Origin of the sequence: Burkholderia orbicola, from assembly GCF_900100915.1 — a bacterium.
GTDB classification, from domain to species: Bacteria; Pseudomonadota; Gammaproteobacteria; order Burkholderiales; family Burkholderiaceae; genus Burkholderia; species Burkholderia orbicola.
In genome coordinates, this window is record NZ_FNKW01000001.1 from 1626609 (window position 1) to 1642288 (window position 15680).

Consider the following 15680-nt stretch of genomic DNA (forward strand, 5'->3'; position numbering starts at 1 on the left):
GCGACCGCTGCGCGGCCATGCCGCGACGCGCGATCGCAGGTCGTCGATCGCGGTGGCGAAGGCAGGATTGTCGCGGGAGGGAGAGCGAGGCAACGCGCGGGAGGCGCGGCCCGGATTCGTGGCAGCGGGCCGGAGCGAATGCCGGCCGGGGGGATCAGCGGGAGTGGCGGTTCAGCTCGATTGCTGACGCCCGCCGAGCGTCATGCGCAGGTCGCGCGCGTCGCCACATTGCTGCAGCGTGGCGCGCGCATCGCGCAGATTGGCCATCGCCTGCAGCGCGGCCTCGAGCACCTGCCCGACCGACAGCATCGCGTTGTCGATCGCTGCGTGCGCGTCGGCCCGCTCGTCGTCGGTCAGGTCCGAACGATATCGCGGCGGGCCCATCGTCGCTCCACGCGCGTCCGCGCGATGGTCGGCGTGCGCCGACGCGCCGATCGTCCCGTTGTCGTGCTTCCTGTTGGTGTCCATTTTTCCGGTCTCCGCAAACTCAGTCATCAACCGGGGGCCGCCTGACACGACGGGGCGCCTCGGAACGCCCCGCTGCCAGCTCACCGGCTTTCAGAATGCTAAACCAATACTGTATGGATATACAGTGTTTCGTCCGATTTTATCCGATGCCCTTGCACGGTGCGCTGAGCGCGCGGCCGCGATATCGAAGAACGGAAGTGCGCGACCCCACCGTCGCGCACGCAACGGCTCGAATCGGGCGGGGGGACGGCCGCGCGGGGTGCGCCGTATGCATGCGCGCCGGGTGATGCGGCGGGGCGCCACCCCGCGGAGGCGTTACTTCTTCGGCTGCTTCGCCGCGCGTTCGGCCTTCAGCCGTTCGATCTCGGCCATCGCGCGATCGACGTTCTCCGCCGTGCGCTGATCGAGCGCCGCGCGGCGCTTCTCCGGCAGGCGCTTCGCACGCCGCGGCGCCGCGGTCTGCACCATCGCGCCGGTGCTGATGCAGCTCGCGAGGAACGCATGCAGCGAGGCCTTGCCGGTGTCGTTGAGCTGCCGGTACATCGCGAGCACTTCGGCTTCGTCCGCGTCGCGGGCACCTGGCGCCGGCGCCCCTTCGCCCGCGGCGGGCCGCTCGCCGGTCAGCACGTAGCCGATATCGACGCCGATTTCGCGAACGGCCAGCAGATAGGCCGCGTCGGGAGCGCGCTCGTCCGACTCGTACGCCGACTGCGAGCGCCTCGCCACGCCGCCCACGGCCGCAAACTCGTCCTGGCTGAGCCCGATCCGCAAGCGCTCGTCCCGCAGGCGACTCCCGATTTGTGTCATAAATTACCCATTAACAATTGACGAGCCGTTTTTTGCTCATTAGACTAGCCTTACCGTAACGCAAGACTATCTCCGCAAAGTATACCGACCATGACTACTCCCAAAGGCCCACGCCGTTCGCCGCGCGGCACGATGTCGGACAAGCCCGTCTACGTGGGGCTGACGCCCGTCGAGCGCGGCGAGCTCGAGCAGCTCGCCGCCCAGCGCAACCGCTCGATCTCGAGCATGGCGCGCGAACTGATCCGCCTCGGCGCCAGCCGCCTGCGCGCGATCGCGGCACCTCGCTCGCGCGGCGCGCGCCAGTGAGCCGGAGCGCCGTCATGTTCCCCGCTGTCGAACGCGCCCGACTGGCCGTGCCCGCAACATCGATTGTGAGCCGTGCGCGCGCTGGCATCCATTCGCCGATCGGCCAGTACCGCCACCCGGCCGCCGACGCGACCCGCGTCAGGCCCGGCCCTCTGCCGTCTTTCGCCCGGAGTGAGCCCTCATGCGAATCCTGAACCGCTGCCCGCACTGCCGCACCCGCGCCACCGCGCGCAGCAGCCGTGAAATGTCGCTGACCTTCCGCGAAATCACGTTCCAGTGCTCGAATCCGGAATGCGGCCACACGTACGTCGTCAACATGGAATTCGCGCGCACGCTGTCGCCGTCCGCGATCCCGAACCTGTCGTTGCAGTTGCCGCTCTCGCCGCACGTGCGCGAACGCCTCGCCGCACAGCTCGAGCTGCCCGTCTGACGCCCTAACCCGTCACCCTCTCCGTTTCCCTCGCATCGTGCCCGAGCGGCGCGAGGGAATCGTTTTTGCCATTGAAAGGATTCCTCATGATCTCGAACCTCGTGAGCCATGGCCTGGAGGCGCTCACATGAACCGCCACGCCGAACCCGCACCGCACGACGTCGCGCTGCGCGCCGCCATCGCGGCCGCCGTCGACACATTGCGCCGCGCGCCCGCGTCCGGCAGCGTCGCGCGCCAGCCCGCCCTCGACCACTTCGTGTCGGCGCTCGCCGATCGTCTTGCGCTCGGCTTCCCGCAATCCGCCGCCGCGCTGCGCGTGCTCGTCGCGCCGCCGGCCTCGGCTGGCGACCCTCCGCGGCACGCCCAACCTGAACGACAGCAATAACGAAAATGGCTTCGATCGACGAACTGAAACGACACATCGACCTGCACGATCTTGCGAGCCGTCTCGGCCTGAAGCGCGGCCGCGGCGGCGACCGCGCGCTCTATCACTCGCCGCAGCACGCGGATCGCAACCCGTCGCTGTCGATCTATGCGAACCACCCGAAGTACGGCACCGGCTGGCGCGACCACAGCGCCGATGCCGGCGGGTCCTGCATCGACCTCGTAATCCACGCGCGCGGGGGCACCGTCGCTGACGCGGTCCGCTATCTCCACGACGCATACGGCCTCCCGTCCGAGCGGCCGGCGCCGGCCGAGCGCCGCGAGAAATCGACCGTCGAATACATCGCCGACCGGTGCGTGGCCGAGCGCGAGCGCGTGCGCGAGTACCTCGGCAGCCGCGGCATTGCGGCCGCCGCGATCGACGCGGCGCTCACCGCGCGCACCGTCGGCTTCAATACGTGGACGAGCCCGAAGATCGCCGCCGGCGAAGTCGGCCACGGCGGCCCCGCGGCCGCGTTCGTGGTGCGCGCGCCGGGCGACGCACGCGTCGTCGCGGTCGACATGCGCTACGTCGATCCCGCGCTCAACGGCGAGGTCAAGACGCAGACCCAGGGCGACAAGGCCGGTTATGCGTGGACCGCTGACTCACGCCGACTCGACCGCGCGAAGCGCGTCGTGATCGTCGAGAGCGCGATCAACGCGCTGTCGATCGACACCTGCGCGCTGCCCGGCACGGCCGCGCTCGCGCTGCGCGGCCTCGCGAACGTCGAGCGCATCGACTTCGCGTTCCTGCGCGGCAAGCAGGTCACGATCTGCCTGGACAACGACGAACCGTTCGCCGACGGCCACCCGCGCGCCGGCCAGCGCCCCGGCCCGGAGGCCGCGTGGGCGCTCTACGAACGGCTGACGGCACTCGACATCAGCGCCGTGCTGGTCGACCAGTCGGACTGGTTCGCGGATCTGGCGGACGGCAACGCCACGCGCACGCCGATTAACGACGTGAACGACTACCTGCAGTTGCGCGGCCCGGCCGAGCTGGCGCGCGCACTCGACCAGCTCGAGCCGTGGCTGCTCGCCGGGCTGCCCGGCGACGCATCGCGCCGCGGTCGGCCGCGCCTGTTCCTGCCGCCGCACGATTTCGCGCAGTACTGGCGATTTCGCGTGCGGCCGGATTTCACGAGCTACATCACCAAGATGGATCGCAACGAGGAATCGGGCGTCGACACACCCGTGATGACCGATCTGTGCGGCTTTCGCATCGCCGGCATCAGCCGCGTGGCCGTCGCGAGCGCGACCTCGACGATGACGGGCGACGCCGACCAGGCGCCCACCGTCTACTTCGCGGTATCGGTGCAGGCGCCGCGGCACGGCGCACTGCTGATCCGTCGCGTGATGCTCGACGACCAGCTGCACAACGTCGATCAATGGGGCAAGTTCGGTCCGATCTGGGCGCCGGCGCCGTTCAAGCGGATGGTCAACATCCTCGAGCGCGGTGCCGACCTGGGCGCACGCCGCGCCGCGAACTTCGTCGGGCTCGCGTGGCGCGACGGCCGGCTGATCGTCAACGAAGGCCCCGACTGCTACTTCACCGAAGCGGACAAGCAGTGCCCGTATCACAACCTGACTTTCCCGGGCGGCCCGGTGAGCGACGCGCGCCGCGTGATCGCGGCCTACCAGACGACGTTCCGGCAGAACGCCGCGACGATCCCGCTCGTCTGGGCGCTCGGCGGCCACCTGAAGGCGCTGCTCGGCTTCTGGCCACACCTGACGATCCAGGCGAACAAGGGCGCGGGCAAGTCGACGCTCATCAAGCGGCTCGAGCGCTCGCTCGCGTTCACGATGTTCTCCGGGCAGTCGCTGCAGACCGAATTCCGGCTGCTGACCAGCATCAGCCACACGAGCCACCCGGTCGGCTGGGAAGAGCTGTCGGCACGCCGGCAGGACGTAATCGACAAGGCGGTCGGGCTGCTGCAGGAGAACTATCAATACACGGTGACGCGGCGCGGCACCGACATGACCGAATACCTGCTGTGCGCGCCGGTGATGCTCGCCGGCGAGGACGTGCCGGTGCGCAGCCTGCTCGGCAAGCTCGTGCGCACGACGCTGACCGGCAAGCGCGGGCCGCTGCTGCCCGACGACCTGCCGCGCTTCCCGGTCCGGCAATGGCTCGAATTCCTGACCGGGCTCGACCGGCGCGCGGCGCTCGATCAATACGCGACGCTGCGCGACCAGGCGCTCGCCGGCTGCCGCGCAAGCGGCGAGGACGACGGCGCGCGGCGCATGGCCGCCAATTACGCGGCGGTCGGGCTGGCATGGCGCTACCTGTGCGAATTCGCCGGAATGGACGCGAGCGAGGGCGAGTTCCCGCGCGATCTGCTCGCCGAGATGAACGGCCACGTCGCCGAAACGAGCGCCGACCGCGAGCCGTGGGTCTGGATCATGGAAACGGTGCTGTCGGAAATCGACGGCGGCAACTACAAGCATCCGTACACGTTCGACACCGTCGACGGCGAGTTCTGCCTGCTGCTGCGCACCGGGCATGTGATGGATCACCTCGCGCACACGAGCGCCCTGCGCGACAAATGGAACGGCCTGCCCGTGAAATCCGACCGCGTGTTCAAGGCTCAGCTGAAGCACGCGGGCGTCGTGGTCGGCGAGAAAGAGGTCGAGCGCCGCATCTACATGCGCCGCGTGCCGTACCTGACGCCGGTGTCGCTCGAACGACTGGCCACCTTCGGCCTGCATGTGTCGGTGCGCGAGGATCTGGCGACCGACGCGCTGCACGGAGGCCGCGCATGAGCCGCGATCAGCTCAATCAATCGGTGCGCGCCGGATATTGCGGGGAACGGGCGGGCAGCGCACGCGAGTCGTGGATTTCGCCGGCCGAGGTTCGCAAGTCCTTGATTGTTGAGGAAAGTGCCGCCGCGCATGGCACGCGGATCGCCACGAGTCGGGCCGCTTTTGCCACGGGTCCGGCTTGCCCGCAAACCGCGACGCCTCTCTCTTCTTCTCTCTTCAAAGTATTGAAAGAAAAGAAGAAAGCGTACCGGGAAGCCGCAGCAACTGGCCGCCGCCGAGCACCACGAGTCAGGCGCGCGCCGCCATCGGTCGCCCGCGGCACCAAGGCTTCGCGCCATGGGTTCCGCACGGCCGCCATGTCTGAATGATGGCAACCCATGGCAAACAAAATTCTTGAATATCAACGCGTTATGCGCCCTTCACACGCCATCCATCCTGCCACCAGTTGCGCTGCGTGCCCGCCCGGCGCGCGGCCTGCCGACGACGCGAACCCGGCGACCGTCGACCTCGCCGGCGCGGCGGCCCTGCTCGGCGCACATCCCGAAACGGTGCGCCTGAAGGCCCGGGCCGGCATGCTGCCCGGCCGCAAGGTCGGCAAGCGCTGGATCTTTTCCATCATGGCCCTGCAGCGCTACCTCGCCGGGGAGTGGCTCCCGCGAGCGGCGCAGGACGATCAGCACGAGGAAGCCCACTCATGTCGCTCTACAAACGAAAAACCAGCCCGAACTGGCAATACAAGCTGTACCCCCCTGGCGGCGGAACGCCGGTACAGGGAAGCACTGGCACCCGCGACAAAACGCAGGCCCAGGAATTCCACGACCGGCTGAAGGTCGACCTGTGGAACCAGGTGCGGCTCGGGACGAAGCCGCGCCATTCGTGGAACGACGCCGTCGTCCGCTATGTCGGCGAACGAGCGGGCCTCGCGAGCCTGGAGACCTCGAAGATCCATCTGCGCTGGCTCGACCGGCACCTGTCCGGCGTCGCGCTCGCCGACATCGACCGGAGCCGCATCGACGCGATCGCGCTCGCCAAGCGTCGGGAGCCGCGCACGGTGCGCACGCGGCACGGCATCGTCGCAACCGACCGCCCCGTCAGCGACGCCACGGTGCGCCGCGTGATCGGCGTGCTGAAAGCCGTGTTGAACGCGGCCGTCGAATGGGAATGGCTGGCGCGCGCGCCGGTCACAAAACGCGCGAAGGTGGTCTCGAAACGCATCCGCTGGCTGACGCCGGCCGAGGCGGAGCGGCTGCTCGCCGAACTGCCTGCGCACCTCGCCGACATGGCCCGCTTCAGCCTCGAAACCGGCTTGCGGCGCGCCAACGTGACGGGGCTGCGGTGGTCGCAGGTCGACCTCGCACGGCGCGTCGCGTGGATTCATCCGGATCAGGCCAAGGCCCGCAAGGCGATCACGGTGCCGCTGTCGGATACCGCGATCGCCGTGCTGCAACGCCAGCGCGCGAACCCGCGGGCGCCGGCATGCGCGGACTGCGTGTTCGTGTATCGCGGCAAGCCGGTCTACCAGACGGCCACGGCCGCCTGGGCCAAAGCGCTGCGGCGCGCCGGCCTGCACGACTTCCGCTGGCACGACCTGCGCCACACCTGGGCGAGCTGGCATGTGCAACGCGGCACGCCGCTGCAGGTGCTGAAGGAGCTGGGCGGATGGGAGACGATGGAAATGGTGCAGCGGTACGCGCATCTGTCGGCCGATCACCTGGCGCATTGGGTCACGCCGCTGACGGCCGAGCCCGCGCCGATTCCGGCTGCAATCTAGCTGCAACGGTACTGCACGACGAAGGGAGGAAACCGCTGAAAGCCTTGATAGGCTTGGCGCGCCCGGCTGGGATCGAACCAGCAACCCCTGCCTTCGGAGGGCAGTACTCTATCCATTGAGCTACGGGCGCGTGAGACAGTGAAGCGACCCCATATACAGGCCGCCCACGATTGGCAAGACGGCAAGGATACCCGGTTTCCCAAGACGCGTCCACCTTGCCCGCCGAATCGCCGCCGGGCGCCGCTGCGTGCGGGTAAACACGCGCCATCGCGCCGCTCGCCGTGATGTAAACGTTCCGTCTATAATCGTCCGTGCTTCATTGGACTGCCATTTTGCCGTTGCACCGCGCTCACAATTCCTATTCATGGAGACGAGGCAAGCATGAGCGAAGCACCCCACGAATCTCCCGTCAAAACCCCCGGGCAGCTGATTGCCGTCATCATCGCGTCGTTCGCGATTCCGATCATCCTGATCGTCCTGTTCGCCAATTACGCGAACCATGCGTTCCGTTCCGGCGCCGGCACGGACGCGCTATCCGACGAGCAGGTCGCCGCACGTATCGCCCCCATCGCGAAGGTCGAGGTGAAGGACGCCAACGCACCCCGCACGTACAAGACCGGCGAGGAGGTCTACAAGGCCGTCTGCGTGACCTGCCACGGCACCGGCGCCGCCGGCGCGCCGAAGTTCGGCAACAAGGACGACTGGGCGCCGCGCATCTCGCAAGGCTTCGACACGCTGCTGAAGACGGCCCTTGCGGGCAAGGGCGCGATGCCGGCGCGCGGCGGCACGAGCCCCGACGACGTCAGCGACTATGAAATCGCCCGCGCGATCGTCTACATGGTGAACAACGACGGCGCGAACTTCCCCGAGCCGGCCGCACCGGCCGCCAATGCGGCGCAGCCCGCCAGCGGCGCGCCCGCGTCGGGCGCCGACGCGTCGAACGCGCAGGCCGCCGCGGCCATGGCCGCGATCGCCGCGATCCCGAAGGCCGGCGAAAAGCCCGCGGCCGCCCCGGCTGGCGCCGACGCGGCAACGGCCGGCAAGGCGCTGTACGCGTCGACCTGCCAGGCCTGCCACGCGGCCGGCGTGCTGGGCGCGCCGAAGTTCGGCAGCAAGGAAGACTGGGCGCCGCGCCTGAAGGACTCGATGGATACGGTCTACAACTACGCGCTGCACGGCAAGGGCGCGATGCCGCCGAAGGGCGGATCGAACGCGTCCGATGCCGACGTGAAGGCGGCCGTCGACTACATGGTCAACTCGGCGAAGTAACGAGTCACCCGGCCATCCGTAAAAAACCCCCGCGACGCCCTTGCATCGCGGGGGTTTCGTTTTTGTGTCGCCGGTTGGCCGCGCCAGCGTGCGCGGCACCGCCGCCGCGTCACTTCTGCAGCAATGCCTTCAGGCTCGCGAGCCGGTCCTTCGGCGACATCGGCGCTTCTTCCGGCGTCGGCGGCGGCGCTTCGTCGAGCCCCATCTCCGGGATGAAGCGCGACGGTTCGCACACGACCGTCTCGCGCGCCCGCTTGCGCTTCTTGCACCAGTTCAGGTGCAGGCTGCGCTGCGCGCGCGTGATCGCGACGTACATCAGCCGACGCTCCTCCTCGATCCGCTCGTTGTCGATCGGGCCGTCGTCCTCGCTGCCGCCGCGGTGCGGCATGATGCCTTCCTCGACGCCGACCAGGAACACGTGCGGATACTCGAGCCCCTTCGACGCATGGACGGTCGACAGCCGCACGGCGTCCGGGTCCTCGTCCTTGCCCTCGAGCATCGACATCAGCGCGACGGTCTGGATCAGGCCGAGCAGGTTCTTGCCCGTATCGGCGAGGCCGTCCGCGTTGTGGAAACCTTCGGCCTCGCCGTCGACGGCGTCCGTCTCGGGCTTCGTGCCCTTGCGCTTCAGCCATTCGAGGAATTCGAGCACGTTCTGCCACTTCGATTGCGCCTGCCGCTCGTCGAACGCGTCGTACAGGTACGCCTCGTAGTGGATCGCCTCCATCATGTCGTCGAGCACGACGGTCGCGGGCTCCTTGTCCGCGCGCTCGGTCAGGCGCTGGATGAAGTCGCAGAACATCCGCAGCGGCTCGACCTGGCGCGCCGACAGCCGCGCCTCGATCCCGCCCATGTAGACGGCCTCGAACAGCGACACCTTCGCCTGCCCCGCGAACGAGCCGAGCGCTTCCAGCGTCGTGTTGCCGATGCCGCGGCGCGGCGTCGTGACCGCGCGGATGAACGCGGGATCGTCGTCGGCGTTCGCGATCAGCCGCAGGTACGCGCATAGATCCTTGATTTCGGCCTTGTCGAAGAACGACTGGCCGCCCGACAGCACGTACGGAATCCGCTCGCGCCGCAACACCTGCTCGAAGATGCGCGCCTGGAAATTGCCGCGGTACAGGATCGCGTAGTCGCGGAACTGCGCACGCCGCTCGAACTTGTGCGCGGACAGCCGGAACACGACCGATTCGGCCTCGTGTTCCTCGTCGTTGCACGCCGTGACGGTGATCGAATCGCCCATCCCGTGCTCGGACCACAGTTTCTTCTCGAACAGCTTCGGGTTGTTCGCGATCACGTTGTTCGCGGCGGTCAGAATTCGTACCGTCGACCGGTAGTTCTGCTCGAGCTTGATCACGTGCAGCTTCGGAAAATCCTTGCCGAGCTGCGCGAGGTTCTCCAGCGTCGCGCCGCGCCAGCCGTAGATCGCCTGGTCGTCGTCGCCGACCGCCGTGAACGCGGCGCGCGGGCCCGCGAGCTGCTTCAGCAGTTCGTACTGGCACGCATTGGTGTCCTGGTACTCGTCGATCAGCAGGTAGCGCAGCTTGTTCTGCCAGCGGTCGCGCACCTGCTCGTTCTTCGCGAACAGCTCGGCCGGCAGGCGGATCAGGTCGTCGAAGTCGACCGCCTGGTACGCGTGCAGCGTCGCCACGTAGTTGCGGTAGACCAGCGCGGCCTGGTGCTCGTCCTCGTTGGCGGCGATCGCCATCGCCTCGTCGGGCATGATCAGGCCGTTCTTCCACAGCGAGATGATGCTCTGGATCTTGCGGATCAGCCCTTTGTCGGTGGTGCCGAGCTGCTCCTGGATCATCCCGAAGCAGTCGTCCGAATCCATGATCGAGAACTGCGGCTTCAGGCCGACGTGCTCGGCCTCCTGGCGCAGGATCTGCACGCCCAGCGAGTGGAACGTGCAGACGGTGAGCTGGTTGACGGGCACCTTGCGGCCTTCCTTGCCCGGCGTGGTGAGGGTCTTGCCTTCCAGCAGCTTCGACACGCGCTCGCGCATTTCGGCGGCCGCCTTGTTCGTGAACGTGACGGCGGCGATATGGCGCGGCTCGAAGCCCTTCGCTTCGATCAGATGCGCGATCTTCTGCGTGATCACGCGTGTCTTGCCGCTGCCCGCGCCGGCGAGCACGAGACAGGGACCGTCGAGATAGCGCACCGCTTCGTTCTGAGCGGGATTGAGGCCTGCGGACATGATGGCGGATGGTGTTGCTGGTTGACGGCGGACGCCGAGAGGATGCCGTGCGCGGCAGGCTGGCGAAGCAGGCGGACACGCGGGGCAGGACGCGCATGTTAACACGTCGGCGGCGCGTATTTCGGGCACGCCGCCGGACGGGGGCGCGCGGGCTTGCCGGGCGGGCGCCCCCTGTCCGTTCGGCGTGGTCGTGGCTGTCCGCTCGGCCAATCTGGCCCTGTTCGCGCTGCGATCGGACACAATATGCACTCCCCGACGCCACCCGCGCCGCCCTCGCTTCAATGCGTTTCAACCACCGCAGGATCGACCTCATGGGATACCCGTTCGCCACCGCTGCCCTCGGCCCGCTGCTGTTCGCACAAGGGCGCTACGTGCGCCGCGTCACGCCGCGGCTGCCCGAGGCGGCCGGCCCGCGCGACGGCGTGGCCGGCGACGGCCCACCGCTGCGCGTGCTGGTGGTCGGCGATTCGGCCGCCGCGGGCGTCGGAGTCGCGACGCAGCACGATGCGCTCGCCGGGCAACTGGCGAACGCGCTGGCGGCCACGCACCGCGTGCGCTGGAAACTGCTCGCACGCACCGGCCTGACCACGCGGGAGCTGGTCGACTGGCTCGCCGCGGAGCCGGCCGAGCCGTTCGACGTGGCCGTGACGTCGCTCGGCGTCAACGACGTGACGGGCGGCGTGCCGCCCGCACGTTGGCTCGCGCAGCAGGCCGAGCTGGTGCGGCTGCTCGCCACGCGTTTCCAGGTCGGGCACGCGATCCTGTCGGCAGTGCCGCCGATGGAGCGCTTCCCGGCGCTGCCGCAGCCGCTCGCGTGGTATCTGGGGCGGCGCGCGAAGCGGCTCAACGCGGCGCTCGCCGGCTGGGCTGGCTGGCAACCGCACTGCACGTTCCTGCGGGTCGACCTGCCGCTCGAACGCCACTTGATGGCCGCCGACGGCTTCCATCCCGGCACAGCCGCGTGCGCGGTGTGGGCCGCGCAGGTCGCGGCCGCCGTGCGGCAGCAGCCGGGCGGATGATGGGGCGCGTTCGGGGGCTGACTGCCGCCACGGCTTGCCGGGGGTTGGGAGCCGGGAGCCGGGAGCCGGGAGCCGGGGGCTTGGGAGGGCCGGGCCGGGCCGCGCTTGGGCTTGGGCTTGGGCTTGGGCTTGGGCTTGGGCTTGGGCTTGGGCTTGGGCTTGGGCTTGGGCCGGGGCCGGGGCCGGGGCCGGGGCCGGGGCCGGGGCCGGGGCCGGGGCCGGGGCCGGGGCCGGGGCCGGGGCCGGGGCCGGGGCCGGGGCCGGGGCCGGGGCAAGAGCCGCGAACCAGTCAACCATACCGCGGCACGGCGCACGACCCCGCGCAAAATGCCAGCCTCCTCCGCGCAAGCGCCGCCTCGCTTCGTGCATTTCGCCCGACGCGTCTGTGCAAGCAGCGGCGCCATGCCAAAATAGCCGGTCGTCCTCGCGCCGCTCCGGCGCGCCATCCTTTAGTTTCCTTCGCAGCCAGGAATTGCCATGTCGTCATTGCTCAGGATTGGTTTGATGGGTTTCGGTTTCGCCGGCGCGACGTTCCACGCGCCCGTGATCGCCACGAGCGGCCGCACCGAAGTCGCCGCGATCGCGACGGGTCAGCCCGATCGCGCGCAGGCCGCGTATCCGGGCGCGCGCATCGTCCCCGATCTCGACACGCTGCTCGGTCTCGATGACATCGAATGCGTGGTGATCGCCACGCCGAACGACACCCACTTCACGCTCGCGCGCCAGGTGCTCGAAGCCGGCCGCCACGTGGTCGTCGACAAGCCCGTCACGCTCACCGCCGACGAGGCGCTCGCCCTCGCGCGGCTCGCGAACGCGCGCAGCCGGCTGTTCGCGCCGTTCCACAACCGCCGCTGGGACGGCGATTTCCTCACCGTGCGCCGGATCGTCGAATCGGGCGAGCTCGGCCGCCTCACCTACTTCGCGTCGCACTTCGACCGCTTCCGGCCGACGCCGCGCACGCGCTGGCGCGAGGAGCCGGCCCGCGGCGGCGGCCTGCTGCTCGACCTCGGCCCGCACCTGATCGACCAGGCGCTCGCGCTGTTCGGCACGCCGGAAACGGTGAGCGCCACCATCAAGACGCGCCGCGACAACGGCACGGCGCCCGATTTCGTGCACCTGCTGCTCGGCTATCCAGACAAGGACGTCGCGCTGCATGCGAGCGCGCTGTCGGCGATCGAACCCGCGCGCTTCACGCTGCACGGCACGCGCGGCAGCTACCAGAAGTTCGGGCTCGACACGCAGGAAGACCAGCTCAAGGCCGGCCTCACCGCGGACGATGTCGAATTCGGCGGCGGCAATCCGCCCGGCCTGCTGCGCGTGCTTGACGGCGAGGTCGAGGTCGAGCGGCCGGTGCCGACGCTCGACGGCCAGTACGCGGAGTTCTACCGCGCGCTCGCCGCGTCAATCCGCGACGGCGCGCCGTTTCCCGTCACCGCGCAGGACGCGGTCGACGTGATGACGATCATCGAGCTCGCCGCGCAGAGCGAACACGACGGCCGCCGGGTGCCGTTCGTGCGCCGCACGGTCTGACGGCCGCCGTCCGGGTCGGTGCCGACCCGGCCACCCTCCGCGCCACGCCGCCAGGCATCGGCACCGGCGGCGCTTGTGTCTACCGCCACGCCGCCCCGCGGCCACGGCCCCGAACATTCCGTTACAAATGGTGCGGGAACGAAAGTCAGCGATCGTCCGGTCTGACGCGTTTCTCAAAAAGTCGATTCGACACTTATCCGTCAGGAGAATGTGATGCAACGGTTGATTCGCGCAGCGGCATGCTGCGTCCTGGTTTCCTCGCTCGCGGCCTGTATCGTGCAGCCGCAGCGGCCGGCCCGGCAGGCGCCTCCGCCGCCGCGACCGAACCCGCAGGTCGTCGCGAACGACCGCATGCAGGAGGTCCAGGGCCGGATCGACAACCTGCATCGCCGCATCGACGCCCGTGTGAACGGCGGCTACTACCCGCCGCCGTACGGTGCGCAGCTGCACCACCGTCTCGACGTGATCCGCCAGGAAGCGAACGACATGTCGGCCCAGCACAACGGCGGCCTGTCCGGCGACGAGCAGCGCGTGCTGAACCAGGAACTCGACACGGCCGCGCGCGCGATCGGCGAGTAATGCGCCCGCGCCCGCCGGCGCGCAGAAAAGCGGCGGCGCCGGCCGCCGCCGCTTGTCGCGAAGCGACATTCTTTTGCTCAAATTGACAAGGCCCACCCGCTCGCGTACAGTCGCCCGCACGCGTCGGGAGAGCGTGTGACCGGGTCGTTCCGACACCGGTTGCGCCGCCGAAGGGGCACACCCGCAAACTCTCAGGCAAAAGGACCGACCGCGTCGGGGAACCGCGTCCGCGCATTGCGCGGGCACCTACTCTCCCCGCACTCTGGAGAGCGGCAGTAGCCCGCAGCGCATTGGCTGCGCGGGCAAGCTGCCCACCGAAGGGGCGCGCGTTCGCCGGGCTTTGCCCGCAGCGCAATCTCTCAGGTATCGAGGACAGAGGGGCATGTACCGGATCGCTCGAGGCTATCAGCCGCGGCGGTCGGCACATGGCCGTTCTGATCCGCGCGCAAGCGCCTTGCCTGAGGCCTCGATGACTGCACTGAATCACACCCCGCTCAACGCCGCGCATCGCGCGCTCAATGCCCGCATGGTCGACTTCGGCGGCTGGGACATGCCCGTCAACTACGGCTCGCAGATCGAAGAACACGCTGCCGTGCGCACCGACGCCGGCATGTTCGACGTGTCGCACATGTGCGTCGTCGATTTCACCGGCAGCCGCGTGCGCGCGTTCTTCGAGCATGCGATCGCGAACCACGTCGGCAAGCTCAAGACGCCCGGCAAGGCGCTCTACTCGTGCCTGCTCAACCCGCAGGGCGGCGTCATCGACGATCTGATCGTCTACTACTTCACCGAAGAATTCTTCCGCGTGGTGGTCAACGCCGGCACCGCCGAGAAAGACATCGCGTGGTTCAACCAGCTGAACGAGCAAGGCGGCTACGGCCTGACGATCGCGCCGCGCCGCGATTTCGCGATCGTCGCCGTCCAGGGCCCGAACGCCCGCGAAAAGGTCTGGGCGACGGTGCCGTCCGCCCGCGCCGCCACCAGCGAACTCAAGCCGTTCAACGCCGCGCAGGTCGCCGGCACGCCGTTCGGCGATCTCACCATCGCGCGCACCGGCTACACCGGCGAAGACGGCTTCGAAGTGATCGTCCCGGCCGTGCACGTCGAAGTGCTGTGGAATGCGCTGCAGCAACACGGCGTGCGTCCGTGCGGGCTCGGCGCGCGCGACACGCTGCGCCTCGAGGCCGGCATGAACCTGTACGGCCAGGACATGGACGACACCGTCTCCCCGCTCGACGCGGGCCTCGCCTGGACGGTCGACCTCACCGCGCCTCGCGACTTCGTCGGCCGCGCCGCACTCGAAGCCAACGGCACGCGTGCCGCATTCGTCGGCCTGATCCTGCAGAAGGAAAACGGCAAGGCGGGCGGCGTGCTGCGCGCGCACCAGAAGGTCGTCACGCCGCACGGCGAAGGCGAGATCACGAGCGGCACGTTCTCGCCGTCGATGCAGGAATCGATCGCGTTCGCGCGCGTGCCGGCAGCCGTCCAGGTCGGCGACATCGTCCAGGTGCAAATTCGAGACAAGAATCTTCCCGCGCGCGTGGTAAAACTGCCGTTCGTGCGCAACGGCAAGGTCCTCGCTGCGTAACGACCGGGAAGCGGCCGCGGGGCCGCCTTCCGGCAAGCCGGGAGATGGCGCCCGGCGCAACCCTATTCGGCGTGCCATGGCGGCGCGCCAGCAGAACGAACACACCTTTTATCCAGGAGCATCCGATGAGCAACGTCCCGGCCGATCTGAAGTACACCGACGAACATGAGTGGATCCGCACCGAGGCGGACGGCACGCTGACGGTCGGCATCACCGATCACGCGCAAAGCACGCTCGGCGACATCGTCTTCCTCGAGCTGCCCGAAGTCGGCAAGTCGGTGAACGCGGGCGACGCCGTCGGCGTCGTCGAATCGGTGAAGGCGGCATCCGACATCTACTCGCCGGTGTCCGGCGAGATCGTCGCCGTCAACGAAGCCGCCACCGATGCGCCGGAAGAAGTGAACGGCGACGCATACGGCGTGTGGCTCTTCAAGATCAAGCTCGCGGCCGGCGCATCGACCGACAAGCTGATCGACGCCGACGCCTACAGCAAGCTGATCGACTAATTTCCCTACCCGAACCGCGCGGCGCCG

The 15680-nt window shown here is 69.0% G+C and carries 17 protein-coding genes, 1 tRNA gene and 2 riboswitches; of the genes, 13 read left to right on the forward strand and 5 right to left on the reverse strand.

The window, feature by feature from the left end; translation table 11 throughout:
* Positions 1 to 171: 171 nt before the first annotated feature.
* Positions 172 to 468, reverse strand: coding sequence for a hypothetical protein (locus tag BLS50_RS07795; protein WP_006485449.1), 297 nt, complete (start codon positions 466 to 468; stop codon positions 172 to 174).
* A 315-nt stretch (positions 469 to 783) separates the two neighbouring features.
* Positions 784 to 1275, reverse strand: a complete 492-nt coding sequence (locus BLS50_RS07800) for a helix-turn-helix domain-containing protein (protein ID WP_074801736.1) — start codon at positions 1273 to 1275, stop codon at positions 784 to 786.
* A gap of 90 nt (positions 1276 to 1365) precedes the next feature.
* Between BLS50_RS07800 and BLS50_RS07805 the strand changes: the two genes are divergently transcribed.
* The 5 genes from BLS50_RS07805 (at position 1366) to BLS50_RS07825 (ending at position 5562) form a co-directional block, all read left to right on the forward strand.
* Positions 1366 to 1581 (forward strand): hypothetical protein, encoded by a 216-nt coding sequence (locus BLS50_RS07805; protein ID WP_074801738.1) that lies wholly within the window; start codon positions 1366 to 1368, stop codon positions 1579 to 1581.
* A 181-nt stretch (positions 1582 to 1762) separates the two neighbouring features.
* Positions 1763 to 2011 carry an Ogr/Delta-like zinc finger protein gene (locus BLS50_RS07810; RefSeq protein WP_006485448.1) on the forward strand — a complete coding sequence of 83 codons (249 nt, stop codon included), beginning with the start codon at positions 1763 to 1765 and terminating at the stop codon, positions 2009 to 2011.
* A gap of 127 nt (positions 2012 to 2138) precedes the next feature.
* Positions 2139 to 2396, forward strand: a complete 258-nt coding sequence (locus BLS50_RS07815) for a hypothetical protein (protein ID WP_069232015.1) — start codon at positions 2139 to 2141, stop codon at positions 2394 to 2396.
* Positions 2397 to 2401: 5 nt separating this feature from the next.
* Positions 2402 to 5194 carry a toprim domain-containing protein gene (locus BLS50_RS07820; RefSeq protein WP_074801741.1) on the forward strand — a complete coding sequence of 931 codons (2793 nt, stop codon included), beginning with the start codon at positions 2402 to 2404 and terminating at the stop codon, positions 5192 to 5194.
* Entirely contained in the window at positions 5191 to 5562 is a 372-nt protein-coding gene (locus BLS50_RS07825; protein WP_074801744.1) for a hypothetical protein, read from the forward strand. Before BLS50_RS07820 ends, BLS50_RS07825 begins: the two co-directional genes overlap by 4 nt.
* 51 nt (positions 5563 to 5613) lie before the next feature.
* On the opposite strand, the gene BLS50_RS07830 is transcribed toward BLS50_RS07825, so the two are convergent.
* Positions 5614 to 5874, reverse strand: coding sequence for a hypothetical protein (locus BLS50_RS07830; RefSeq protein ID WP_176934178.1), 261 nt, complete (start codon positions 5872 to 5874; stop codon positions 5614 to 5616).
* On the opposite strand from BLS50_RS07830, the gene BLS50_RS36515 reads away from it, so the two are divergent.
* The gene (locus tag BLS50_RS36515; RefSeq protein ID WP_349252866.1) at positions 5767 to 6021 is read left to right on the forward strand and encodes a DNA-binding protein; all 255 of its coding nucleotides are present in this window, start codon (positions 5767 to 5769) and stop codon (positions 6019 to 6021) included. The genes BLS50_RS07830 and BLS50_RS36515 overlap by 108 nt on opposite strands.
* Entirely contained in the window at positions 5934 to 6965 is a 1032-nt protein-coding gene (locus tag BLS50_RS07835) for a tyrosine-type recombinase/integrase (protein WP_412668060.1), read from the forward strand. The genes BLS50_RS36515 and BLS50_RS07835 overlap by 88 nt, the downstream gene beginning before the upstream one ends.
* A 54-nt stretch (positions 6966 to 7019) precedes the next feature.
* Here BLS50_RS07835 and BLS50_RS07840 read toward each other — a convergent pair.
* Positions 7020 to 7095, reverse strand: a tRNA-Arg gene (locus BLS50_RS07840).
* Between the two features lie 251 nt (positions 7096 to 7346).
* Between BLS50_RS07840 and BLS50_RS07845 the strand changes: the two genes are divergently transcribed.
* Positions 7347 to 8234 carry a c-type cytochrome gene (locus tag BLS50_RS07845; RefSeq protein WP_074801754.1) on the forward strand — a complete coding sequence of 296 codons (888 nt, stop codon included), beginning with the start codon at positions 7347 to 7349 and terminating at the stop codon, positions 8232 to 8234.
* Between the two features lie 109 nt (positions 8235 to 8343).
* On the opposite strand, the gene BLS50_RS07850 is transcribed toward BLS50_RS07845, so the two are convergent.
* Entirely contained in the window at positions 8344 to 10431 is a 2088-nt protein-coding gene (locus tag BLS50_RS07850) for a UvrD-helicase domain-containing protein (protein ID WP_012327640.1), read from the reverse strand.
* Between the two features lie 311 nt (positions 10432 to 10742).
* On the opposite strand from BLS50_RS07850, the gene BLS50_RS07855 reads away from it, so the two are divergent.
* From BLS50_RS07855 to gcvH, 5 genes are all read left to right on the forward strand, one after another.
* Positions 10743 to 11450 carry an SGNH/GDSL hydrolase family protein gene (locus BLS50_RS07855; protein ID WP_074801757.1) on the forward strand — a complete coding sequence of 236 codons (708 nt, stop codon included), beginning with the start codon at positions 10743 to 10745 and terminating at the stop codon, positions 11448 to 11450.
* 477 nt (positions 11451 to 11927) lie between these two features.
* The gene (locus tag BLS50_RS07865; RefSeq protein ID WP_074801763.1) at positions 11928 to 12980 is read left to right on the forward strand and encodes an oxidoreductase; all 1053 of its coding nucleotides are present in this window, start codon (positions 11928 to 11930) and stop codon (positions 12978 to 12980) included.
* A gap of 213 nt (positions 12981 to 13193) precedes the next feature.
* Positions 13194 to 13559 (forward strand): hypothetical protein, encoded by a 366-nt coding sequence (locus BLS50_RS07870; protein WP_027811833.1) that lies wholly within the window; start codon positions 13194 to 13196, stop codon positions 13557 to 13559.
* A gap of 114 nt (positions 13560 to 13673) precedes the next feature.
* Positions 13674 to 13776: riboswitch (glycine riboswitch) on the forward strand.
* Positions 13777 to 13811: 35 nt separating this feature from the next.
* Positions 13812 to 13945, forward strand: a riboswitch (glycine riboswitch).
* Between the two features lie 83 nt (positions 13946 to 14028).
* Positions 14029 to 15147 (forward strand): glycine cleavage system aminomethyltransferase GcvT, encoded by a 1119-nt coding sequence (gene gcvT / locus BLS50_RS07875; RefSeq protein ID WP_054928235.1) that lies wholly within the window; start codon positions 14029 to 14031, stop codon positions 15145 to 15147.
* A 125-nt stretch (positions 15148 to 15272) separates the two neighbouring features.
* Positions 15273 to 15653, forward strand: coding sequence for a glycine cleavage system protein GcvH (gene gcvH / locus BLS50_RS07880; protein WP_074801766.1), 381 nt, complete (start codon positions 15273 to 15275; stop codon positions 15651 to 15653).
* The last annotated feature ends 27 nt before the right edge of the window (positions 15654 to 15680 follow it).